General features: G+C 52.9%; 18 protein-coding genes, 2 pseudogenes and 1 other annotated feature. Of the genes and pseudogenes, 12 read left to right on the plus strand and 8 right to left on the minus strand.

The annotated features are described in order from the left end of the window. Positions 1-33: 33 nt before the first annotated feature. The gene (ettA, locus tag ACE15A_RS04070) at positions 34-1,701 is read right to left on the minus strand and encodes an energy-dependent translational throttle protein EttA (RefSeq protein WP_023245608.1); all 1,668 of its coding nucleotides are present in this window, start codon (positions 1,699-1,701) and stop codon (positions 34-36) included. Positions 1,702-1,876: 175 nt separating this feature from the next. On the opposite strand from ettA, the gene sltY reads away from it, so the two are divergent. Both sltY and trpR read left to right on the plus strand, forming a co-directional pair. Beyond that, positions 1,877-3,847: a murein transglycosylase gene (sltY, locus tag ACE15A_RS04075; RefSeq protein WP_380913816.1), complete on the plus strand. Its 1,971-nt coding sequence runs from the start codon at positions 1,877-1,879 to the stop codon at positions 3,845-3,847. A 57-nt stretch (positions 3,848-3,904) separates the two neighbouring features. After that, complete coding sequence (trpR, locus tag ACE15A_RS04080; RefSeq protein ID WP_000192003.1) at positions 3,905-4,231, plus strand: trp operon repressor; 327 nt, start codon at positions 3,905-3,907, stop codon at positions 4,229-4,231. 76 nt (positions 4,232-4,307) lie between these two features. Here the strand turns inward: trpR and yjjX are convergent, their stop codons facing one another. After that, positions 4,308-4,823 carry an inosine/xanthosine triphosphatase gene (yjjX, locus tag ACE15A_RS04085; RefSeq protein WP_000554304.1) on the minus strand — a complete coding sequence of 172 codons (516 nt, stop codon included), beginning with the start codon at positions 4,821-4,823 and terminating at the stop codon, positions 4,308-4,310. Positions 4,824-4,871: 48 nt separating this feature from the next. On the opposite strand from yjjX, the gene gpmB reads away from it, so the two are divergent. After that, positions 4,872-5,519, plus strand: coding sequence for a 2,3-diphosphoglycerate-dependent phosphoglycerate mutase GpmB (gpmB, locus tag ACE15A_RS04090; RefSeq protein WP_053509876.1), 648 nt, complete (start codon positions 4,872-4,874; stop codon positions 5,517-5,519). Here gpmB and robA read toward each other — a convergent pair. Beyond that, positions 5,516-6,385, minus strand: coding sequence for an MDR efflux pump AcrAB transcriptional activator RobA (robA, locus tag ACE15A_RS04095; protein WP_053529516.1), 870 nt, complete (start codon positions 6,383-6,385; stop codon positions 5,516-5,518). The genes gpmB and robA overlap by 4 nt on opposite strands. 212 nt (positions 6,386-6,597) lie before the next feature. On the opposite strand from robA, the gene creA reads away from it, so the two are divergent. Further along, positions 6,598-7,068 (plus strand): protein CreA, encoded by a 471-nt coding sequence (gene creA / locus ACE15A_RS04100; protein WP_023245612.1) that lies wholly within the window; start codon positions 6,598-6,600, stop codon positions 7,066-7,068. 25 nt (positions 7,069-7,093) lie between these two features. Here the strand turns inward: creA and ACE15A_RS04105 are convergent. Then, positions 7,094-7,462 (minus strand): annotated as a pseudogene (locus ACE15A_RS04105) (type 1 fimbrial protein); the annotation flags it as partial. A gap of 32 nt (positions 7,463-7,494) precedes the next feature. Between ACE15A_RS04105 and ACE15A_RS04110 the strand changes: the two are divergent. Continuing rightward, positions 7,495-8,367, plus strand: coding sequence for a hypothetical protein (locus tag ACE15A_RS04110; RefSeq protein ID WP_053509880.1), 873 nt, complete (start codon positions 7,495-7,497; stop codon positions 8,365-8,367). Positions 8,368-8,483: 116 nt separating this feature from the next. Here the strand turns inward: ACE15A_RS04110 and ACE15A_RS04115 are convergent. Continuing rightward, positions 8,484-8,725: pseudogene (locus tag ACE15A_RS04115) on the minus strand (IS4/IS5 family transposase); the annotation flags it as partial. A 187-nt stretch (positions 8,726-8,912) separates the two neighbouring features. Next, complete coding sequence (gene arcA / locus ACE15A_RS04120; protein WP_001194359.1) at positions 8,913-9,629, minus strand: two-component system response regulator ArcA; 717 nt, start codon at positions 9,627-9,629, stop codon at positions 8,913-8,915. Positions 9,630-9,724: 95 nt separating this feature from the next. Between arcA and yjjY the strand changes: the two genes are divergently transcribed. The 6 genes from yjjY (at position 9,725) to thrC (ending at position 15,995) form a co-directional block, all read left to right on the plus strand. Beyond that, a complete protein-coding gene (gene yjjY, locus ACE15A_RS04125; RefSeq protein WP_001541509.1) occupies positions 9,725-9,865 on the plus strand; it encodes a protein YjjY in 141 nt (46 codons plus the stop codon). Positions 9,866-10,264: 399 nt separating this feature from the next. Then, positions 10,265-10,951 (plus strand): tRNA/rRNA methyltransferase, encoded by a 687-nt coding sequence (locus ACE15A_RS04130; RefSeq protein ID WP_023245615.1) that lies wholly within the window; start codon positions 10,265-10,267, stop codon positions 10,949-10,951. A gap of 213 nt (positions 10,952-11,164) precedes the next feature. Further along, positions 11,165-11,230, plus strand: a complete 66-nt coding sequence (gene thrL, locus ACE15A_RS04135) for a thr operon leader peptide (protein WP_001575544.1) — start codon at positions 11,165-11,167, stop codon at positions 11,228-11,230. Next, positions 11,166-11,286, plus strand: a sequence feature (Thr leader region). Its footprint overlaps the gene before it by 65 nt. A 25-nt stretch (positions 11,287-11,311) precedes the next feature. After that, positions 11,312-13,774, plus strand: coding sequence for a bifunctional aspartate kinase/homoserine dehydrogenase I (gene thrA / locus ACE15A_RS04140; RefSeq protein ID WP_023245616.1), 2,463 nt, complete (start codon positions 11,312-11,314; stop codon positions 13,772-13,774). Position 13,775: 1 nt separating this feature from the next. After that, positions 13,776-14,705, plus strand: coding sequence for a homoserine kinase (gene thrB, locus ACE15A_RS04145; RefSeq protein ID WP_023245617.1), 930 nt, complete (start codon positions 13,776-13,778; stop codon positions 14,703-14,705). A gap of 3 nt (positions 14,706-14,708) precedes the next feature. Next, on the plus strand, positions 14,709-15,995 hold the full coding sequence (thrC, locus tag ACE15A_RS04150; protein ID WP_053509884.1) for a threonine synthase: 1,287 nt from the start codon (positions 14,709-14,711) through the stop codon (positions 15,993-15,995). Between the two features lie 50 nt (positions 15,996-16,045). Here thrC and yaaA read toward each other — a convergent pair whose 3' ends face one another. Further along, positions 16,046-16,819, minus strand: a complete 774-nt coding sequence (gene yaaA, locus ACE15A_RS04155) for a peroxide stress protein YaaA (RefSeq protein WP_023245619.1) — start codon at positions 16,817-16,819, stop codon at positions 16,046-16,048. A 78-nt stretch (positions 16,820-16,897) separates the two neighbouring features. Beyond that, positions 16,898-18,328, minus strand: a complete 1,431-nt coding sequence (locus tag ACE15A_RS04160) for a sodium:alanine symporter family protein (RefSeq protein WP_053509886.1) — start codon at positions 18,326-18,328, stop codon at positions 16,898-16,900. Between the two features lie 268 nt (positions 18,329-18,596). On the opposite strand from ACE15A_RS04160, the gene tal reads away from it, so the two are divergent. After that, positions 18,597-19,550 (plus strand): transaldolase, encoded by a 954-nt coding sequence (gene tal / locus ACE15A_RS04165; protein ID WP_023245621.1) that lies wholly within the window; start codon positions 18,597-18,599, stop codon positions 19,548-19,550. The last annotated feature ends 37 nt before the right edge of the window (positions 19,551-19,587 follow it).

Raw genomic sequence — 19,587 nt, forward strand, 5'->3', positions numbered from 1 at the left:
GGTAAGCGCAAGCGCCACCCGGCATTCTGGCTTTTATTTGGCGATACGTTTGTACTTGATACGCTTCGGTTCCAGCGCCTCGGCGCCCAGCGTGCGTTTCTTGTACTCTTCGTATTCGGTAAAGTTACCTTCGAAGAATTCCACCTTACCTTCATCCTGATAATCCAGAATGTGGGTGGCGATACGGTCAAGGAACCAACGGTCGTGCGAGATAACCATCGCGCAGCCCGGGAACTCCAGCAGGGCGTTTTCCAGCGCGCGCAGGGTTTCGATATCCAGGTCGTTTGTCGGTTCGTCGAGCAGCAGGACGTTGCCGCCCACCTGCAGCAGTTTAGCCAGATGCAGACGACCGCGCTCACCGCCGGACAGCTCACCAACGCGTTTGCCTTGATCGACGCCTTTGAAGTTGAAGCGGCCTACATAGGCGCGGCTCGGCATTTCGGTGTTGCCGATCTTCATGATATCCAGCCCGCCGGACACTTCTTCCCAGACGGTTTTGCTGTTATCCATCGCGTCGCGGAACTGATCGACCGAGGCCAGCTTGACGGTTTCACCCAGTGTAATAGTGCCGCTATCAGGCTGCTCCTGACCGGACATCATGCGGAACAGGGTCGATTTACCCGCGCCGTTCGGCCCGATGATCCCGACGATAGCGCCTTTCGGTACCGAGAAGCTCAGGTCGTCTATCAACACGCGATCGCCGTAGGATTTACGCAGGTTGCTGACTTCAATGACTTTGTCGCCCAGACGCGGTCCAGGTGGAATAAACAGTTCGTTGGTTTCGTTACGTTTTTGATACTCAACGTTGTTCAGCTCCTCAAAGCGAGCCAGACGCGCCTTGCCTTTCGACTGACGGCCTTTCGCGCCCTGACGCACCCACTCCAGCTCTTTCTCAATGGATTTACGGCGCGCCGCTTCGGCAGACGCTTCCTGCGCCAGACGCTGATCTTTCTGCTCCAGCCAGGAGGAATAGTTGCCTTCCCACGGAATACCTTCGCCGCGGTCAAGCTCCAGAATCCAGCCGGCGACGTTATCGAGGAAGTAACGGTCGTGGGTAATCGCCACGACGGTGCCTTCGAAATCGTGCAGGAAGCGTTCCAGCCAGGCCACGGACTCCGCATCCAGGTGGTTAGTCGGTTCGTCGAGCAGCAGCATATCTGGTTTTTCCAGCAACAGACGGCACAGCGCCACGCGGCGGCGCTCACCGCCGGACAGTTTTTCGACTTTGGCATCCCAGTCCGGCAGACGCAGGGCGTCAGCGGCGCGCTCAAGCTGGACGTTCAGGTTATGTCCGTCGTGCGCCTGGATAATCTCTTCAAGCCGGCCTTGCTCTGCCGCCAGCTTGTCGAAGTCGGCATCCGGATCGGCGTACAACGCGTACACCTCATCCAGACGTTTGAGAGCGTTAACCACTTCAGAAACGGCCTCTTCAATCGACTCGCGTACCGTGTGTTCAGGATTTAGCTGAGGTTCCTGCGGCAGGTAGCCAATCTTAATGCCAGGCTGCGGGCGCGCTTCGCCCTCGATATCAGTATCGAGACCCGCCATGATGCGCAGCAGGGTAGACTTACCGGCGCCGTTAAGGCCCAGTACGCCGATTTTGGCGCCAGGGAAGAAGCTCAGCGAGATGTTTTTCAGAATATGACGTTTCGGCGGAACCACTTTGCCGACACGATGCATGGTATAAACGAATTGAGCCACGTTGGACTTCGCCTCTATGTTTATCGTGATGGTGAATAGATTTCAAAGGCGAAGTGTAGCCTTTTTCCCTGCCTAAGCCCAGCCAGCAGATCGTACTCGCAATAAAAGTAAAAAAGTGTCCGTAACGTGGCGCAAATGGCTATGACTGGTTAGCATAAATTCATTACGCGGCATGATGCTGCATTGGATAACAATTGAGGAAGAGCTTGTGGATAGAGCCAAACCATTTGCCTGGCGTCTCATCGCCGCCAGCGTATGCCTGCTGACCTTTTGTCACCTCGCGCGGGCCGACTCACTGGAGGAGCAGCGTAACCGTTATGCGCAGATTAAACAGGCCTGGGACAACCGTCAGATGGATGTGGTAGAGCAGATGATGCCGGGTCTGAAAGATTATCCGCTCTATCCGTACCTGGAATACCGTAAGATCACCGACGATTTAATGAACCAACCGGCGATTGCCGTCACGCAGTTTGTTCGCACCAATCCTACGCTTCCGCCTGTGCGTACGCTGCAATCACGCTTCGTCAATGAACTGGCGCGTCGTGAAGACTGGCGCGGCTTGCTGGCGTTTAGCCCGGAGAAACCCGGCACCACGGAAGCGCAATGCAACTATTACTACGCGAAATGGAGCACCGGGCAAACGGAAGAGGCCTGGCAGGGCGCGAAAGACCTTTGGCTGACCGGCAAAAGCCAGCCGAATGCCTGCGATAAACTGTTCAGCGTCTGGCGGGCCTCCGGCAAGCAAGACCCGCTGGCGTACCTGGAGCGTATTCGGCTGGCGATGAAAGCCGGGAATACCGGTCTGGTTACGGTGCTGGCCGGACAGATGCCGGCGGAATATCAAACGATCGCCTCAGCGATCATTACCCTGGCCAACGACCCTAATAACGTGTTGTCCTTCGCGCGGGCCACCGGCGCCACCGATTTTACCCGCCAGATGGCGGCAGTCGCGTTTGCCAGCGTTGCACGCCAGGACGCGGAAAATGCGCGTCTGATGATTCCATCGCTGGTACAGGCGCAGAAACTTAATGAGGAACAAACGCAGGCGCTGCGCGATATCGTCGCCTGGCGACTGATGGGCAACGATGTGACCGATGCGCAGGCGAAATGGCGCGATGACGCGATTATGCGTTCGCAATCGACATCGCTTATCGAGCGGCGCGTGCGTATGGCGCTGGGGACGGGCGATCGTCGCGGCCTCAATACCTGGCTTGCCCGACTGCCAATGGAAGCGAAAGAGAAAGACGAATGGCGTTACTGGCAGGCGGATTTATTGCTGGAGCGTGGTCGTGACGCCGAAGCGAAAGAGATTCTTCATGCTTTAATGCAGAAGCGCGGTTTTTATCCGATGGTCGCGGCGCAGCGTTTAGGCGAAGAGTACACCCTTAAAATCGATAAAGCGCCCGCCAACGTAAACAGCGCGCTGACACAGGGGCCGGAGATGGCGCGTGTACGTGAGCTGATGTACTGGAATCTGGATAACACGGCGCGCAGCGAATGGGCGAATCTGGTAAAAAGCCGTACTAAATCCGAACAGGCGCTGTTGGCGCGCTATGCGTTTAACCAGCACTGGTGGGATCTGAGCGTACAGGCGACGATCGCCGGAAAACTGTGGGATCATCTGGAGGAACGTTTCCCGCTGGCGTATAACGATCTTTTTACACGCTATACCCGCGGAAAAGATATCTCACAAAGCTATGCCATGGCGATTGCCCGCCAGGAGAGCGCCTGGAACCCGAAAGTAAAATCGCCGGTGGGGGCCAGCGGCTTAATGCAGATCATGCCGGGGACGGCCACCCATACGGTGAAAATGTTTTCGATCCCGGACTACCGCAGCCCTGGCCAACTGTTGGAGCCGGAGACCAACATCAACATTGGCACCCACTATTTGCAGTATGTCTATCAGCAGTTTGGCAATAACCGCATTTTCGCCTCTGCGGCGTATAACGCCGGGCCGGGGCGAGTACGCACCTGGCTTGGTAATAGCGCCGGGCGTATCGACGCCGTAGCGTTTGTCGAAAGCATTCCCTTTTCGGAAACGCGCGGCTACGTGAAAAACGTTCTGGCCTATGACGCTTACTATCGCCACTTTATGGGGCAGAAAGAGACCTTAATGAGCGACTCTGAGTGGCAGCGACGGTATTAATGCGGACGGGTTATGTTATCATTTGTACTCGTGTAACAGTACAAACGGCGGTATAACATGACCCAGCATTCCCCTTATTCATCGGCTATCGCCGAACAACGTAATCAGGAGTGGCTTCGTTTTGTGGAGTTACTCCGCCAGGCATATGCAGAAGATCTGCACCTGCCTTTATTACAACTGATGCTTACGCCGGACGAGCGTGAAGCGCTGGGAACGCGCGTGCGCATTATTGAGGAGTTGCTGCGGGGCGAAATGAGCCAGCGCGAATTGAAAACCGAGCTGGGGGCGGGCATCGCCACCATCACGCGGGGATCAAACAGCCTGAAATCCGCGCCGGTTGAACTGCGTCATTGGCTTGAGAATGTACTGCTGAAAAACGCCTGATGGCGCTGCGCTTATCAGGCCGGCAACAGACGGCGTTTACCGTAGGCCGAATACTATCCGGCAATAACGCCCAGGTTTAACGGTATATCGCGTTATGAAACGGGCTGAGCGCCAGGATCACTGCCTGGTGGTAAACGCTGGAGCGCGTTAATTTTCCGGCGGTAAATACGCCAATGGCGCCCTCTTTTCGGCCAATCTCGTCAATACCGGTATATTGGGACATCACCGGGCCGAGAGCCGCGCCGGCACGCACGTTTTCAAGAATAACGGCTGGCAGGGGCAGCGTCGCGGAACGCGCCTCGCCGCGCTGTTCGACGCTTTCGATCGCGACCCAACTGAAGGTGCTGTCATCATCAATGCCCGCTTCAATGGCGACCCAAAAGTCTGCTTCCGGATACAGCAAACGCGCATTCGCGATGCGATTTCGTGCGCCAGCGCGCGTTTCCTCGCTTCCGAAGGGCTGCTCCGGTACGCCGCTCTCGACGGCGACGGGCGTAATATGGCACGATCCTTCGCCGAAAATCTCTTCAAATGCCTGTAGAATTGCCTGAATTTTGGCAGGATTGGTGGTCGCGGAGATAACCTGGTGCATAATTAAGCTCAGTTTTAAAAATTCATCGCAGTATAACGGAAAAAAAACATGTTACAGGTATACCTTGTTCGCCACGGTGAAACGCAGTGGAACGCCGAGCGACGTATTCAGGGCCAATCGGACAGTCCACTGACGGCAAAAGGCGAGCAGCAGGCCATGCAGGTAGGAGAACGCGCCCGCAGCCTCGGCATCACCCATATCATCAGCAGCGATTTAGGCCGCACAAAACGCACGGCGGAGATCATCGCCCAGGCGTGCGGTTGTGATATCACCTTTGACTCCCGCCTGCGCGAGCTGGATATGGGCGTGCTGGAAAAGCGCCAGATCGACTCGCTGACGGAAGAAGAAGAGGGCTGGCGTCGTCAGTTGGTCAACGGCACGCAGGATGGCCGCATTCCTGGCGGGGAATCGATGCAGGAGTTGAGCGATCGCGTTCATGCCGCGCTGGCGTCCTGCCTTGAATTGCCGCAGGGCCGCCGCCCCTTGTTGGTCAGCCACGGTATCGCGTTGGGCTGTCTGGTCAGTACTATACTGGGACTGCCCGCCTGGGCGGAACGCCGGTTACGTTTGCGCAACTGCTCTATTTCCCGCGTCGATTACCAGGAAAGTCAGTGGCTGGCATCTGGCTGGGTGGTAGAAACCGCAGGGGACGTTTCGCATCTGGACGCCCCCGCGTTGGATGAATTACAGCGTTAACGGCGAATCGGGATCAGAAATTCGCAGCGTAGGTGAATAGGGCGATCGCCGGTTTTGGTATCTTCTGACGGGTAATATCGCTCTATATCCTGTCCTTTACGACGGGTCAGATTCAGCATTGGCATACAGGTACCGTAAACGGTCAGGATAAAGTCCTGCACGCCGGTTCCTAAGCCTTCATAGGTGAACATGACGTATTCACCGCCCTGCAACAGCACGGGGCGCGCCGACTGGACATAGCCATCGGCCTGCTCTTGCGGCAGCGCGGTGGTATAGAACACTTCCTGCTCATCGTCTTTCTCCAGGCTGGGGTGCGTTTCATTAAGCCCATAAAGCACTGGCGGAATAGTTGGCGAATGACCGAGGAAATCATGCCAGAATTGCACGCGCATTTCGTGGCGGAAGTCGGAAATCTGTTCCAGCGAGCAGGAATAGCTCTGCGTGACGCCAAGGAGCTGCGTATCTTCCAGCGTAACGAACTGATGTTCCGGCACGGTAAACTCGCCCAGCCGTAATGGCGGGCGAATGCCAAAGGCGCTCCATTCCGGGGAGCGACGATACAGTGCTGGCGTCTGAGAAAACTGTTTCTTAAAGGCGCGCGTAAAGGTTTGCTGAGAATCGAAGCGGTACTGGAGAGCAATATCCAGAATCGGACGCGCAGTCAAACGCAGCGCCACCGCTGATTTAGATAAACGACGGGCGCGGATATAAGCGCCTATGGCGTGGCCCGTCACGTCCTTAAACATTCTCTGCAGGTGCCACTTGGAATAGCCCGCTTTTGCCGCCACATTGTCAAGTGACAGCGGCTGATCCAGATGACCTTCCAGCCAGATTAACAGGTCGCGAATAATGCCAGCCTGATCCATAAAATATCCCCATCCTTTCAACAACGAGCACCCGATATCAGGTAAGAGGATAATAGCATTTTTTGTTCTTTTAGCATTCAGTGTTTTTTTTGAGCTTAAATGCTTTTTTTTGGACAACATAACACGTAATCATTCTAATCCTGTGATCTATAACCCTTTTATTTTAGAATGTTTAATAATTGTGCAATGTAACTTTTATGAATGGTAACAATATGAAATACAAGAACTTAGTACTCTTCTCAATTTTGTTGATGCTGGGGCAGATCGCCCGCGCGGAACAAATTGGTTCAGTCGATACGGTATTTAAAATGTTCGGCCCCGACCATAAAATCGTGGTGGAAGCTTTTGACGATCCTGATGTCAAAAACGTGACGTGCTATGTTAGCCGGGCGAAAACGGGCGGCATAAAAGGCGGATTAGGGCTGGCGGAAGATACGTCTGACGCCGCCATCTCTTGCCAGCAGGTTGGGCCTATTGAGCTGAGCGATAAAATTAAGAACGGTAAGGCGCAAGGAGAGGTGGTTTTCAAAAAACGTACCTCATTGATATTTAAGTCTCTACAGGTCGTGCGTTTCTATGATGAGAAACGCAACACGCTGGCGTATCTGGCCTACTCCGACAAAGTGGTCGAGGGGTCGCCGAAAAACGCCATCAGTGCGGTGCCTGTCATGCCGTGGCGGTAATAACAGGGAAAGAGTAGGCAGCACCGCTGGTCTGGTTAAAGGATACGCGCGCTATTGGGCTTTGGAATGTGGCGGTACCGGAAGCAACCGGGCCGCCTAAGGCAACCAGTTCAATATTGTAGGCGGGGGCCATCACATAGTGTGTTTTATCGCGATTATGGTAGATATTATCGTAGGGGCCAGAATTCGTTTGGGTTTTAATCGCAATTCTTACGCCGGAAAGACCGGTGCTTAATACTGGTGTGTTGTTCCCGTCATTCGCATTTATTGTCGCTGATGTATTTGACTACGCGCTACCGGGCTCATATAAGAAACCGACCTTATAATCGCGACTACAGCCATCCATTGTGACTTCAGAAGTGGAAACCCAGCCCGATTGCCACAACACTTCGCCTACGGCAGATCTTGGTCGTCTGTGGAAAAATAATGCCGCTGCTGGATACTGGGTATAATTTCAAGTATTGTCGCATTAGTGCGGATAAGTCAGCAGAAATTGCACAGCCGTTTTTCATACGGCCAGGGCAGATATTTATTTTTTTAGAAAAATTAAGAGGTTTTATGTTACCAGTATCTGCGTCTCAATCTGCTATCGCCCCAATTTCTATGTCTGAGGGACGACCACTAAGTGATCGACTTTCTATTGAAAATCTTCAGTGGCTTAAAGGTGCTGTCCTGAAACCTGCTGAAATGGCTATGGGGCCTTGTGTATTAACCTCTGCGGGTATCTTTACTTATCTTAATGGAGGAGGAAAAGAAAAGGCTGATGTTTTTTTCGAACAGGTACGATATAACGGCATGACAGGAAAAGACTGTTCGATGGAAATCATTGATATTTTTAGCAGTCTTATAGACACAGGTATACCCCTAAAGGTTGATATTTATTTTTCCAACACCCATATCCGGGACAGAGAGGGGTGTACACATGGCCGATTAGCTGAAAAATTAGGACATATTGCACAGGAACATCCTTTTGATATCGACCTGGTCAGATACAAACTGAATTCTCTTTCTGCCGGACAATGTTTGATCCTGACAATTGATAACGCTCATGTTATCTCAGTCGCGCGCGATGCTGAAAATTTATGGCTGTTTGATACCAACTTAAATCCTCATAAAAATTGTTATGAACAGAAATACCGTGAAATCATTATCGAAACTCAAAGAGAGATAGCACCTTACCTCTTTACGCCATCAGGGGAAAAATACGCCTGTAATGAGGAAGCACAATGTATTCTGGATAACTATTTAAGTCGTGTTATCAAGAGGCAACCAGTAATAATAAGTGTCGACTCACAGTGAAGCATTTACCTGTAGTACAACTCATGTTTGACTGATGGACAACTGTGACGCACACCCCGATAAACTTGTCCGGCGTTGCCCCGAGCAGGGGCTGAGGGAACTCCACAAAATCTGTGCTAATAAACCAAAACTATATTTCGGTAGGCTTTAACAAGATGGTTAAGAGCGACGCTTAGCATCGTTCGTCGTAACATTAATGGAGAGCGTCGCAGGATATTATTCGCTAACGTCAGGTATAAGATAATCCGTCTTGATTTAAGTTTGTTGGCCTGGTGTCTCAGATATAATCCTTTATTTCAGAGTGATAGCCAAGAAGACATAATACTATTGTGCTCAGTGTAACCAGCAGACTAAGTACCGAGTAAGCAAGGTACTTTAGTTTTCGCAAGTTGAGAAGCAGCGCCATACGACAATTTTTGTATAAAAGAGTACGTCATAACGGCAGGCCAGGAAGGACAGTGAAGCCACTCAGCGGAAGGAGACATAAAAAACAGCCAGTAAGAATGACTTACTGGCTGTTTTTACTGTTCGGCGCCAGGGCCGAATTAATCTTGCAGGTCGCCGCAGAAGCGGTAACCTTCGCCGTGGATGGTGGCGATGATTTCCGGCGTATCCGGCGTGGATTCGAAATGCTTACGAATACGACGAATGGTGACGTCAACAGTACGGTCATGCGGCTTCAGCTCGCGTCCGGTCATTTTCTTCAACAGCTCTGCGCGCGACTGGATTTTGCCAGGGTTTTCGCAGAAGTGAAGCATCGCGCGGAACTCGCTGCGCGGTAGTTTATACTGTTCGCCGTCCGGGCCGATCAGTGAACGACTGTTGATATCCAGTTCCCAACCGTTGAACTTGTAGCTTTCAACGCTACGGCGCTCTTCGCTGACGGTACCCAGGTTCATGGTACGGGACAGCAGGTTGCGGGCACGGATGGTCAGTTCGCGTGGGTTAAACGGTTTGGTGATGTAATCATCCGCGCCGATTTCGAGGCCGAGAATTTTGTCGACTTCGTTATCGCGGCCCGTCAGGAACATCAGCGCAACGTTTGCCTGCTCACGCAGTTCACGCGCTAACAGGAGACCGTTTTTCCCTGGCAGATTGATATCCATGATCACCAGGTTGATGTCATATTCAGAGAGGATCTGATGCATTTCCGCGCCATCTGTCGCTTCGAATACATCATAGCCTTCCGCTTCGAAAATACTTTTCAACGTGTTGCGTGTTACCAACTCGTCTTCAACGATAAGAATGTGCGGGGTCTGCATGTTTGCTACCTAAATTGCCAACTAAATCGAAACAGGAAGTACAAAAGTCCCTGACCTGCCTGATGCATGTCGCAAATTAACATGATCGGCGTAACATGACTAAAGTACGTAATTGCGTTCTTGATGCACTTTCCATCAACGTCAACAACATCATTAGCTTGGTCGTGGGTACTTTCCCTCTGGACCCGACAGTGTCAAAAACGGCTGTCATCCTAACCATTTTAACAGCAACATAACAGGCTAAGACGTACCGGACACCCAATAAAACTACGCTTCGTTGACATATATCAAGTTCAATTGTAGCACGTTAACAGTTTGATGAAATCATCGTAGCTAAATGCTAGCTTTCATCACAAATTTGCAATATTCCAACTAGTTGCGTAAGCCAACTAATAAATGCGATGAATCCAAAGGGCGCAATCCATTTTAAATTAAATTATCCTAAATAAACAGCAGGATAAGCATGTTTTGTTAACATAAACGGCAATAGTACAGATACGCAATAGTGTAGCGTCTTTTACTGAATCAAAAATACTTTTTCAGTGACATTCGTTAAAATTTTGTAAATTCGCGAAGCGTAATATGCTGACAAATACCAGCTAATTTCCTGTAAGTTAGTCAAAAAGAGTAATAAAATGCGTGTAACAATCGTTCTTGTCGCTCCCGCCAGAGCGGAAAATATTGGCGCAGCCGCCCGGGCTATGAAGACCATGGGATTTACTAACCTGCGTATTGTCGACAGCCAGGCGCACCTGGATCCTGCCACCCGTTGGGTCGCGCATGGTTCTGGTGATGTTATTGATAATATTGATGTTTTCCATACCCTTGCCGACGCGCTCCACGATGTTGATTTTACCGTAGCGACGACAGCCCGCAGTCGGGCAAAATTTCACTACTATGCTTCGCCCGCTGAACTGGTTCCCTTATTGCAGGAAAAATCACGCTGGATGCATCATGCCGCGCTGGTTTTTGGCCGTGAGGATTCCGGTCTGACCAATGACGAGCTGGCGCTGGCGGATGTGTTGACCGGCGTGCCGATGGCGGCGGATTACCCTTCGCTCAATCTCGGGCAGGCGGTCATGGTGTATTGCTATCAATTAGCAGGTTTAATGCAACAGCCTACGGAATCCGTTGATATTGCTGATGGATCGCAGTTACAGGCATTACGTGCGCGCCTTTTACGCCTGTTAACGACTCTGGAGGCGGCTGATGACCACAAATTAACCGACTGGCTACAACAGCGAATCGGCCTGCTGGGACAGCGAGACACGGTAATGTTGCACCGTTTGGTCCACGATATTGAAAAAAAGCTAACGAAATAACGTGCTGTAATTTTTAAAATAATAAGAGGTTACGTCTGGTTGCAAGAGGCCGGGACAGGGTGGATTGGTCGAAAATAAATATATCGCCAGCAGCACATGAACAAGTTTCGGAATGTGATCAATTTAAAAAATTATTGACTTAGGCGGGCAGATACTTTAACCAATATAGGAATACAAGACAGACAAATAAAAATGACAGAGTACACAACATCCATGAATCGCATCAGCACCACCACCATTACCACCATCACCATTACCACAGGTAACGGTGCGGGCTGACGCGTACAGGAAACACAGAAAAAAGCCCGCACCTGAACAGTGCGGGCTTTTTTTTCGACCAGAGATCACGAGGTAACAACCATGCGAGTGTTGAAGTTCGGCGGTACATCAGTGGCAAATGCAGAACGTTTTCTGCGTGTTGCCGATATTCTGGAAAGCAATGCCAGGCAAGGGCAGGTAGCGACCGTACTTTCCGCCCCCGCGAAAATTACCAACCATCTGGTGGCGATGATTGAAAAAACCATCGGCGGCCAGGATGTTTTGCCGAATATCAGCGATGCCGAACGTATTTTTTCTGATCTGCTCGCAGGGCTTGCCAACGCGCAGCCGGGATTCCCGCTTGCACGGTTGAAAATCGTCGTCGAACAAGAATTCGCGCAGATCAAACATGTTTTGCATGGTATCAGCCTGCTGGGCCAGTGCCCGGACAGCATCAACGCCGCGCTGATTTGCCGTGGCGAAAAAATGTCTATCGCTATTATGGCGGGACTCCTGGAGGCGCGTGGACATCGCGTCACGGTGATTGATCCGGTAGAAAAACTGCTGGCGGTGGGCCATTACCTTGAATCTACCGTCGATATCGCGGAATCGACTCGCCGTATCGCCGCCAGTCAGATTCCGACCGATCATATGATCCTGATGGCGGGCTTTACCGCCGGTAATGAAAAAGGTGAACTGGTGGTGCTGGGCCGTAACGGCTCCGACTATTCCGCCGCCGTTCTGGCCGCCTGTTTACGCGCTGACTGCTGTGAAATCTGGACTGACGTCGATGGCGTGTATACCTGTGACCCGCGCCAGGTGCCGGACGCCAGGCTGCTGAAATCGATGTCCTACCAGGAAGCGATGGAACTCTCTTACTTCGGTGCCAAAGTCCTCCACCCTCGCACCATTACGCCCATCGCCCAGTTCCAGATCCCCTGTCTGATTAAAAATACCGGCAATCCGCAGGCACCAGGAACGCTGATCGGCGCGTCCAGCGACGATGATGATCTGCCGGTTAAAGGGATCTCTAACCTTAACAACATGGCGATGTTTAGTGTCTCCGGCCCAGGGATGAAAGGGATGATTGGGATGGCGGCGCGTGTTTTCGCCGCCATGTCTCGCGCTGGGATCTCGGTGGTACTCATTACCCAGTCCTCCTCTGAGTACAGCATCAGCTTCTGTGTGCCGCAGAGTGACTGCGCGCGTGCCCGGCGTGCGATGCAGGATGAGTTCTATCTGGAGCTGAAAGAGGGGCTGCTGGAACCGCTGGCAGTCACTGAGCGGTTGGCGATCATCTCTGTTGTCGGCGACGGTATGCGCACGCTACGCGGCATTTCAGCGAAATTTTTCGCCGCGCTGGCGCGGGCCAATATCAATATCGTGGCGATTGCTCAGGGATCTTCTGAGCGTTCCATTTCTGTGGTGGTGAATAACGACGATGCTACAACCGGCGTGCGGGTAACGCACCAGATGCTGTTCAATACCGATCAGGTGATTGAAGTGTTTGTCATTGGCGTTGGCGGCGTCGGCGGCGCGCTACTGGAACAGCTTAAACGTCAGCAAACCTGGCTGAAGAACAAGCACATCGATCTACGCGTATGCGGCGTGGCGAACTCAAAGGCGTTGCTAACCAATGTGCATGGCCTGAATCTGGAGAACTGGCAGGCGGAACTGGCGCAAGCGAACGCGCCGTTCAATCTGGGGCGCTTAATTCGCCTTGTGAAAGAATATCATCTACTCAATCCGGTAATTGTCGATTGTACCTCCAGTCAGGCGGTGGCCGACCAGTATGCTGACTTCCTGCGTGAAGGGTTCCATGTGGTGACGCCGAACAAGAAAGCGAATACCTCGTCGATGGACTACTACCATCAGCTACGTTTCGCCGCCGCGAAATCACGGCGAAAATTCTTGTATGACACCAACGTCGGCGCCGGTTTGCCGGTAATCGAAAACTTGCAAAACCTGCTGAATGCGGGCGATGAACTGCAAAAATTCTCCGGTATTCTTTCCGGGTCGCTCTCTTTTATTTTCGGCAAACTGGAAGAGGGAATGAGCCTCTCACAGGCGACCGCCCTGGCGCGCGAGATGGGCTATACCGAACCCGATCCGCGCGACGATCTTTCCGGCATGGATGTGGCACGTAAACTGTTGATCCTCGCCCGCGAGACGGGCCGCGAGCTGGAGCTTTCCGATATCGTGATTGAGCCTGTACTGCCGGACGGGTTTGACGCCTCCGGCGATGTGACCGACTTTATGGCGAATCTACCGCAGCTTGACGACGCGTTTGCCGCCCGTGTGGCGAAAGCCCGTGATGAAGGTAAGGTATTGCGCTATGTTGGCAATATCGAAGAGGATGGCGTGTGCCGCGTGAAGATTGCTGACGTTGATGGTAACGATCCGCTCTTCAAAGTGAAAAATGGTGAAAATGCGCTGGCGTTCTACAGCCACTATTATCAGCCTTTGCCGCTGGTGCTGCGTGGCTACGGCGCAGGCAATGATGTGACGGCGGCGGGCGTATTTGCCGATCTGTTACGTACCCTCTCATGGAAGTTAGGAGTTTAACATGGTGAAAGTTTATGCCCCGGCTTCCAGCGCGAACATGAGCGTCGGTTTCGACGTCCTGGGCGCGGCTGTCACGCCCGTTGACGGCGCGTTGCTGGGCGATGTGGTATCCGTTGAAGCAGCGGACAGTTTCCGTCTGAATAACCTGGGGAAATTTGCCGATAAACTGCCGCCGGAGCCGCGTGAAAATATTGTTTATCAGTGTTGGGAACGCTTTTGCCAGGCATTGGGGAAAACCATCCCGGTGGCGATGACGCTGGAAAAAAATATGCCGATTGGTTCCGGGTTAGGGTCCAGCGCCTGTTCCGTCGTCGCCGCGCTGGTCGCGATGAATGAGCACTGCGGCAAACCGTTAAACGACACGCGTCTGTTGGCGCTGATGGGCGAGCTGGAAGGTCGTATCTCCGGCAGCATCCATTACGATAACGTCGCGCCGTGCTTTCTTGGCGGTATGCAGTTGATGATTGAAGAAAACGGCATTATTAGTCAGCAGGTGCCGGGCTTTGATGAGTGGCTATGGGTACTGGCTTATCCGGGCATTAAAGTTTCCACCGCAGAAGCTCGGGCTATTTTGCCCGCGCAGTATCGCCGTCAGGATTGCATTGCGCATGGACGGCATCTGGCCGGTTTTATTCACGCCTGCTACTCGCGACAGCCGCAGCTTGCCGCCGCGCTGATGAAAGATGTCATTGCCGAGCCATACCGCGCGCGTTTACTGCCGGGCTTTAGCCAGGCGCGGCAGGCGGTAGCGGAGATCGGCGCGCTGGCGAGCGGGATTTCCGGATCGGGGCCGACGCTGTTTGCGCTATGCGATAAACCGGAGACGGCGCAGCGCGTCGCGGACTGGCTGAGCAAACATTATCTGCAAAATCAGGAAGGCTTTGTTCATATTTGCCGGCTGGATACGGCGGGCGCACGAGTAGTGGGATAATCAATGAAACTCTATAATCTGAAAGACCATAATGAGCAGGTCAGCTTTGCGCAGGCCGTCACGCAAGGGCTGGGCAAGCAGCAGGGACTTTTTTTTCCGCACGACCTGCCGGAGTTTAGCCTGACGGAAATTGATGAGATGCTCAACCAGGACTTTGTCAGCCGTAGCGCAAAGATCCTCTCGGCATTTATTGGCGATGAAATACCTCAGGAGATTCTGGAAGAGCGCGTCCGCGCGGCGTTTGCTTTCCCGGCGCCGGTAGCGCAGGTAGAAAGCGATGTCGGCTGCCTAGAGCTGTTCCATGGTCCGACGCTGGCATTTAAAGACTTCGGCGGGCGTTTTATGGCGCAAATGCTGACGCATCTCAGCGGCGACAAACCGGTGACGATTCTGACCGCAACGTCAGGCGATACCGGCGCGGCGGTGGCTCACGCGTTCTATGGCATGGAAAATGTGCGGGTCGTCATTCTCTATCCGCGCGGTAAGATCAGTCCGTTGCAGGAAAAACTATTCTGTACGCTGGGCGGCAACATCGAAACCGTGGCGATAGACGGTGATTTCGACGCTTGCCAGGCGCTGGTGAAACAGGCATTTGATGACGAAGAGCTGAAAACGGATCTGGGGCTGAATTCGGCTAACTCTATTAATATTAGCCGCCTGCTGGCGCAAATTTGCTACTACTTTGAAGCCGTGGCGCAATTACCTCAGGCGGCGCGTAATCAACTGGTGATCTCCGTACCCAGTGGCAATTTTGGCGATTTGACGGCAGGACTGCTGGCGAAGTCGTTAGGTCTACCGGTGAAACGTTTTATCGCCGCCACCAACGTCAACGACACGGTGCCGCGTTTCCTGCATGATGGGAAGTGGGCGCCGAAAGCGACGCAGGCGACCTTGTCGAATGCGATGGATGTCAGCCAGCCGAATAACTGGCCGCGCGTGGAGGAGCTATTCCGCCGTAAAATCTGGCGTCTGACTGAGCTGGGCTATGCGGCGGTAGATGATACTACGACACAGCAGACGATGCGCGAGCTGAAAGCGAAAGGTTATATTTCGGAGCCTCATGCGGCGGTAGCGTATCGGGCATTGCGCGACCAGCTAAACCCTGGCGAGTATGGCTTGTTTCTCGGAACGGCGCATCCGGCGAAGTTTAAAGAGAGCGTGGAGTCCATTCTGGGGGAAACGCTGGCGTTGCCTGAAGCGCTCGCCGAACGCGCCGATCTGCCGCTGCTTTCACATCATCTGCCTGCGGATTTTGCCGCCCTGCGTAAGCTGATGATGACCCGCCAATAACCGTTGTGCCCGGTGGCGCTGTCGCTTACCGGGCCTACGGGGCAATGTCGTTACTGCTCGTAGCGTTTAAAGACCAGCTCGTCTTGCGTGGAGGTTCCTTCATCAAAGAAATACCCTTCACTGCTAAATGCAGTAAGTTGTTCCGGCTTTGTTAAGCGGTTTTCAATAATAAAACGACTCATCAGTCCGCGCGCTTTTTTGGCGTAGAAGCTTACCACCTTAAACTTACCGTTTTTCTCATCAAGGAACACGGGCTTAATCAGTTCGGCGGTCAGTTTCTTCGGCTTCACCGATTTAAAATATTCCTCGGAGGCCAGATTCACCACCACCCGATCGCCCTGCGCCTCAAGCGCCTCGTTGAGCTTATCGGTAATGATATCTCCCCAGAATTGATAAAGATCTTTGCCGCGCGGATTTTCCAGGCGAATTCCCATTTCCAGACGATAGGGCTGCATTAAATCCAGCGGGCGCAATACGCCATACAAGCCAGAGAGCATTCGCAGATGCTGCTGAGCAAAATCAAAATCCGCGTCGCTGAACGTTTCCGCCTGTAGGCCGGTATAAACATCGCCTTTAAACGCCAGAATCGCCTGGCGCGCGTTATCCGGCGTAAAATGGGGCTGCCAGTCATGAAAACGCGTGGCGTTGAGATCCGCCAGTTTGTCGCTAATTCCCATCAGCCTGGCAATTTGCGGCGCCGAAAGCTGGCGGGCCTGGTGAATAAGCTGCTGGCTGTGATCCAACAGCTCCGGCTGGGTATAGCGGGTCGTGGCCAGCGGGCTTTGATAATCAAGCGTTTTTGCAGGTGAAATCAGAATCAGCATATCCAGTCCTTGCAGGGAATTTTCTGTGACTTTAGCAAAAAAACGCCACAGAGTTGACCAATGGTTGCGATTGTCGGCTTAATCGCGCGATGCCGCATCCCAGGTATCTGGCGCCAGTTGTGGTTCGATATCCGGGAAGCGCTGCGGATCGAACTGTGGTCTTACGCCCAGTTTCCGTTGTCGCAGATAATCGCTGGCGAGGGTATACACCACCGGCGAGAGCAGCAAAATCGCCGTCAGGTTGGTAATGGCCATACAGGCCATGATCACGTCGGCGAGCTGCCATATCAGCGGAAAACTGAGAAGCGTACCGGCGATGACCATGCCAATCGTCGCAAGACGTAACAGCCAGATGGCCTTTGCGTTATGTAACCGCAGAAAAAACAGGTTGTTCTCGGCGTAAATGTAGTTGGTGACGATAGAACTGAAAGCGAACAGGATGACCATAAGCGCGACAAAACTGGCGCCCCATTCACCGGTCAAAGAAACCATTGCGTGCTGGATAAGCTGAATGCCTTCTGTTGACGCGTGGGACGCGTGATTCCCCGCCAGCAGGATAATCATCGCGCTGGCGGTACAAATGATAATGGTATCGCTGAATACGCCAATCATTTGCACAATCCCCTGCGCGACAGGGTGAGGTGGATACGACGCTGCCGCAGCGGCCGCATTAGGCGTTGACCCCATTCCCGCTTCATTAGAGAACATCCCACGTTGAAAACCGCTGGTAATAGCCTGAGTGAGCGTATATCCGGCTGCGCCTGCCGCGGCTTCCTGCCAGCCAAATGCGCTTTTGACTATCGAGGCGATAACGCCAGGCATTTGCTCAATATGCCAGAGGCAAATGAACACGCTGCTGGCGACCCACAATAACGCGATAATGGGAATCAGCCACTGCATCAGGCGGGCGACGCCTTTTATGCCGCGAATAATAATTAACAGTGAACAGAACGCCAGAGCAATGCCGGAGATAAGCGGCGGAATGTTGAAGGCGAAATGGAGCGCGCGTGAGACGGAATTCGCCTGCACGCTATTAAAAATCAACCCGTAGGCGATGAGCAGAAAGAGGGCGAAAACCACGCCCATCCAGCGCATTCCCAGCCCGCGCGCCATATACCACGCCGGGCCGCCGCGGAACTGGCCTGTCGGGTCGCGTTCTTTATAAAGCTGGGCAAGCGAACACTCGGCGAAGGAGGTCGCCATGCCGATGATGGCCGAGACCCACATCCAGAATACCGCGCCGGGTCCGCCTGCGGCGATAGCCAGCGCCACGCCGGCCAGATTACCGCTGCCAATCCGCGCTGCGAGACTGGTACACAGCGCCTGAAATGACGTCAGGCCGCCTGGCTGCGGGCTAAGGCTCCCTTTCAGGCTGCGGCTAAATTGACGAATATAACGAAACTGAATGAATCCGGTACGCCAGGTAAACCAACATCCTGCGCCGAGCAGCAGGTAAATCATTACCGAGCCCCAGAGTATTTCGTTAATAAAACTGAAAAACTCAGGCATTAACGTCCCTCTTGTTGATGCCGGCACGCTTTCATGATCCTGTATAAGCGTGGCCCATGATGTGGATGACCTTGTCAGGCTAATATTAACGGCAGTTTACCATAAATACGGCGGTATCCTTTAATTGCGCATAAACCGTCGGCAGATACGCAATCAATCTACAAGGGCAGCCAGGTGCATGTAGGCGGTTGCGCTGTGAGTGCGTCGTGTTATCATCAGGGTAGACCGGTTACATCCCCTAACAAGCTGTTTAAAGAGAAACTCTATCATGACGGACAAATTGACCTCCCTTCGTCAGTTCACCACCGTAGTGGCCGACACCGGAGATATCGCGGCAATGAAGCTGTACCAGCCGCAGGATGCTACAACTAACCCTTCTCTCATTCTTAACGCAGCGCAAATCCCGGAATATCGTAAGCTGATTGACGATGCTGTCGCCTGGGCGAAGCAGCAGAGCAGCGACCGCGCACAGCAGGTTGTTGACGCGACCGATAAGCTGGCGGTGAATATTGGTCTGGAAATCCTGAAGCTGGTGCCGGGGCGTATTTCTACCGAAGTTGATGCGCGTCTATCTTATGACACCGATGCGTCTATCGCCAAAGCAAAACGTATCATTAAACTCTACAATGATGCGGGTATCAGCAACGATCGTATCCTGATCAAGCTGGCGTCCACCTGGCAAGGCATTCGCGCAGCCGAACAGCTGGAAAAAGAAGGTATCAACTGTAACCTGACGCTGTTGTTCTCCTTCGCACAGGCGCGCGCGTGCGCCGAAGCGGGCGTCTACCTGATCTCGCCGTTCGTAGGTCGTATTCTTGACTGGTATAAAGCCAATACTGACAAGAAAGACTATGCGCCAGCCGAAGATCCGGGCGTGGTTTCCGTAACGGAAATCTACGAGTACTACAAACAGCATGGTTATGAAACCGTGGTTATGGGCGCAAGCTTCCGTAACGTAGGCGAAATTCTGGAACTGGCGGGCTGCGACCGTCTGACTATCGCGCCGGCATTACTGAAAGAACTGGCGGAAAGCGAAGGGGCGATTGAGCGTAAGCTCTCTTTCTCCGGCGAAGTCAAAGCGCGTCCGGAACGTATTACCGAAGCCGAGTTCCTGTGGCAGCATAACCAGGACCCAATGGCAGTTGACAAACTGGCGGATGGTATCCGTAAGTTTGCAGTAGACCAGGAAAAACTGGAAAAAATGATCGGCGATCTGCTGTAATACTAACGGATTGCATGACAATATAGCCCGCTTTCCG

This window comes from Salmonella sp. HY31, assembly GCF_042604575.1.
In the GTDB taxonomy this organism is placed as follows: Bacteria; Pseudomonadota; Gammaproteobacteria; order Enterobacterales; family Enterobacteriaceae; genus Salmonella; species Salmonella diarizonae.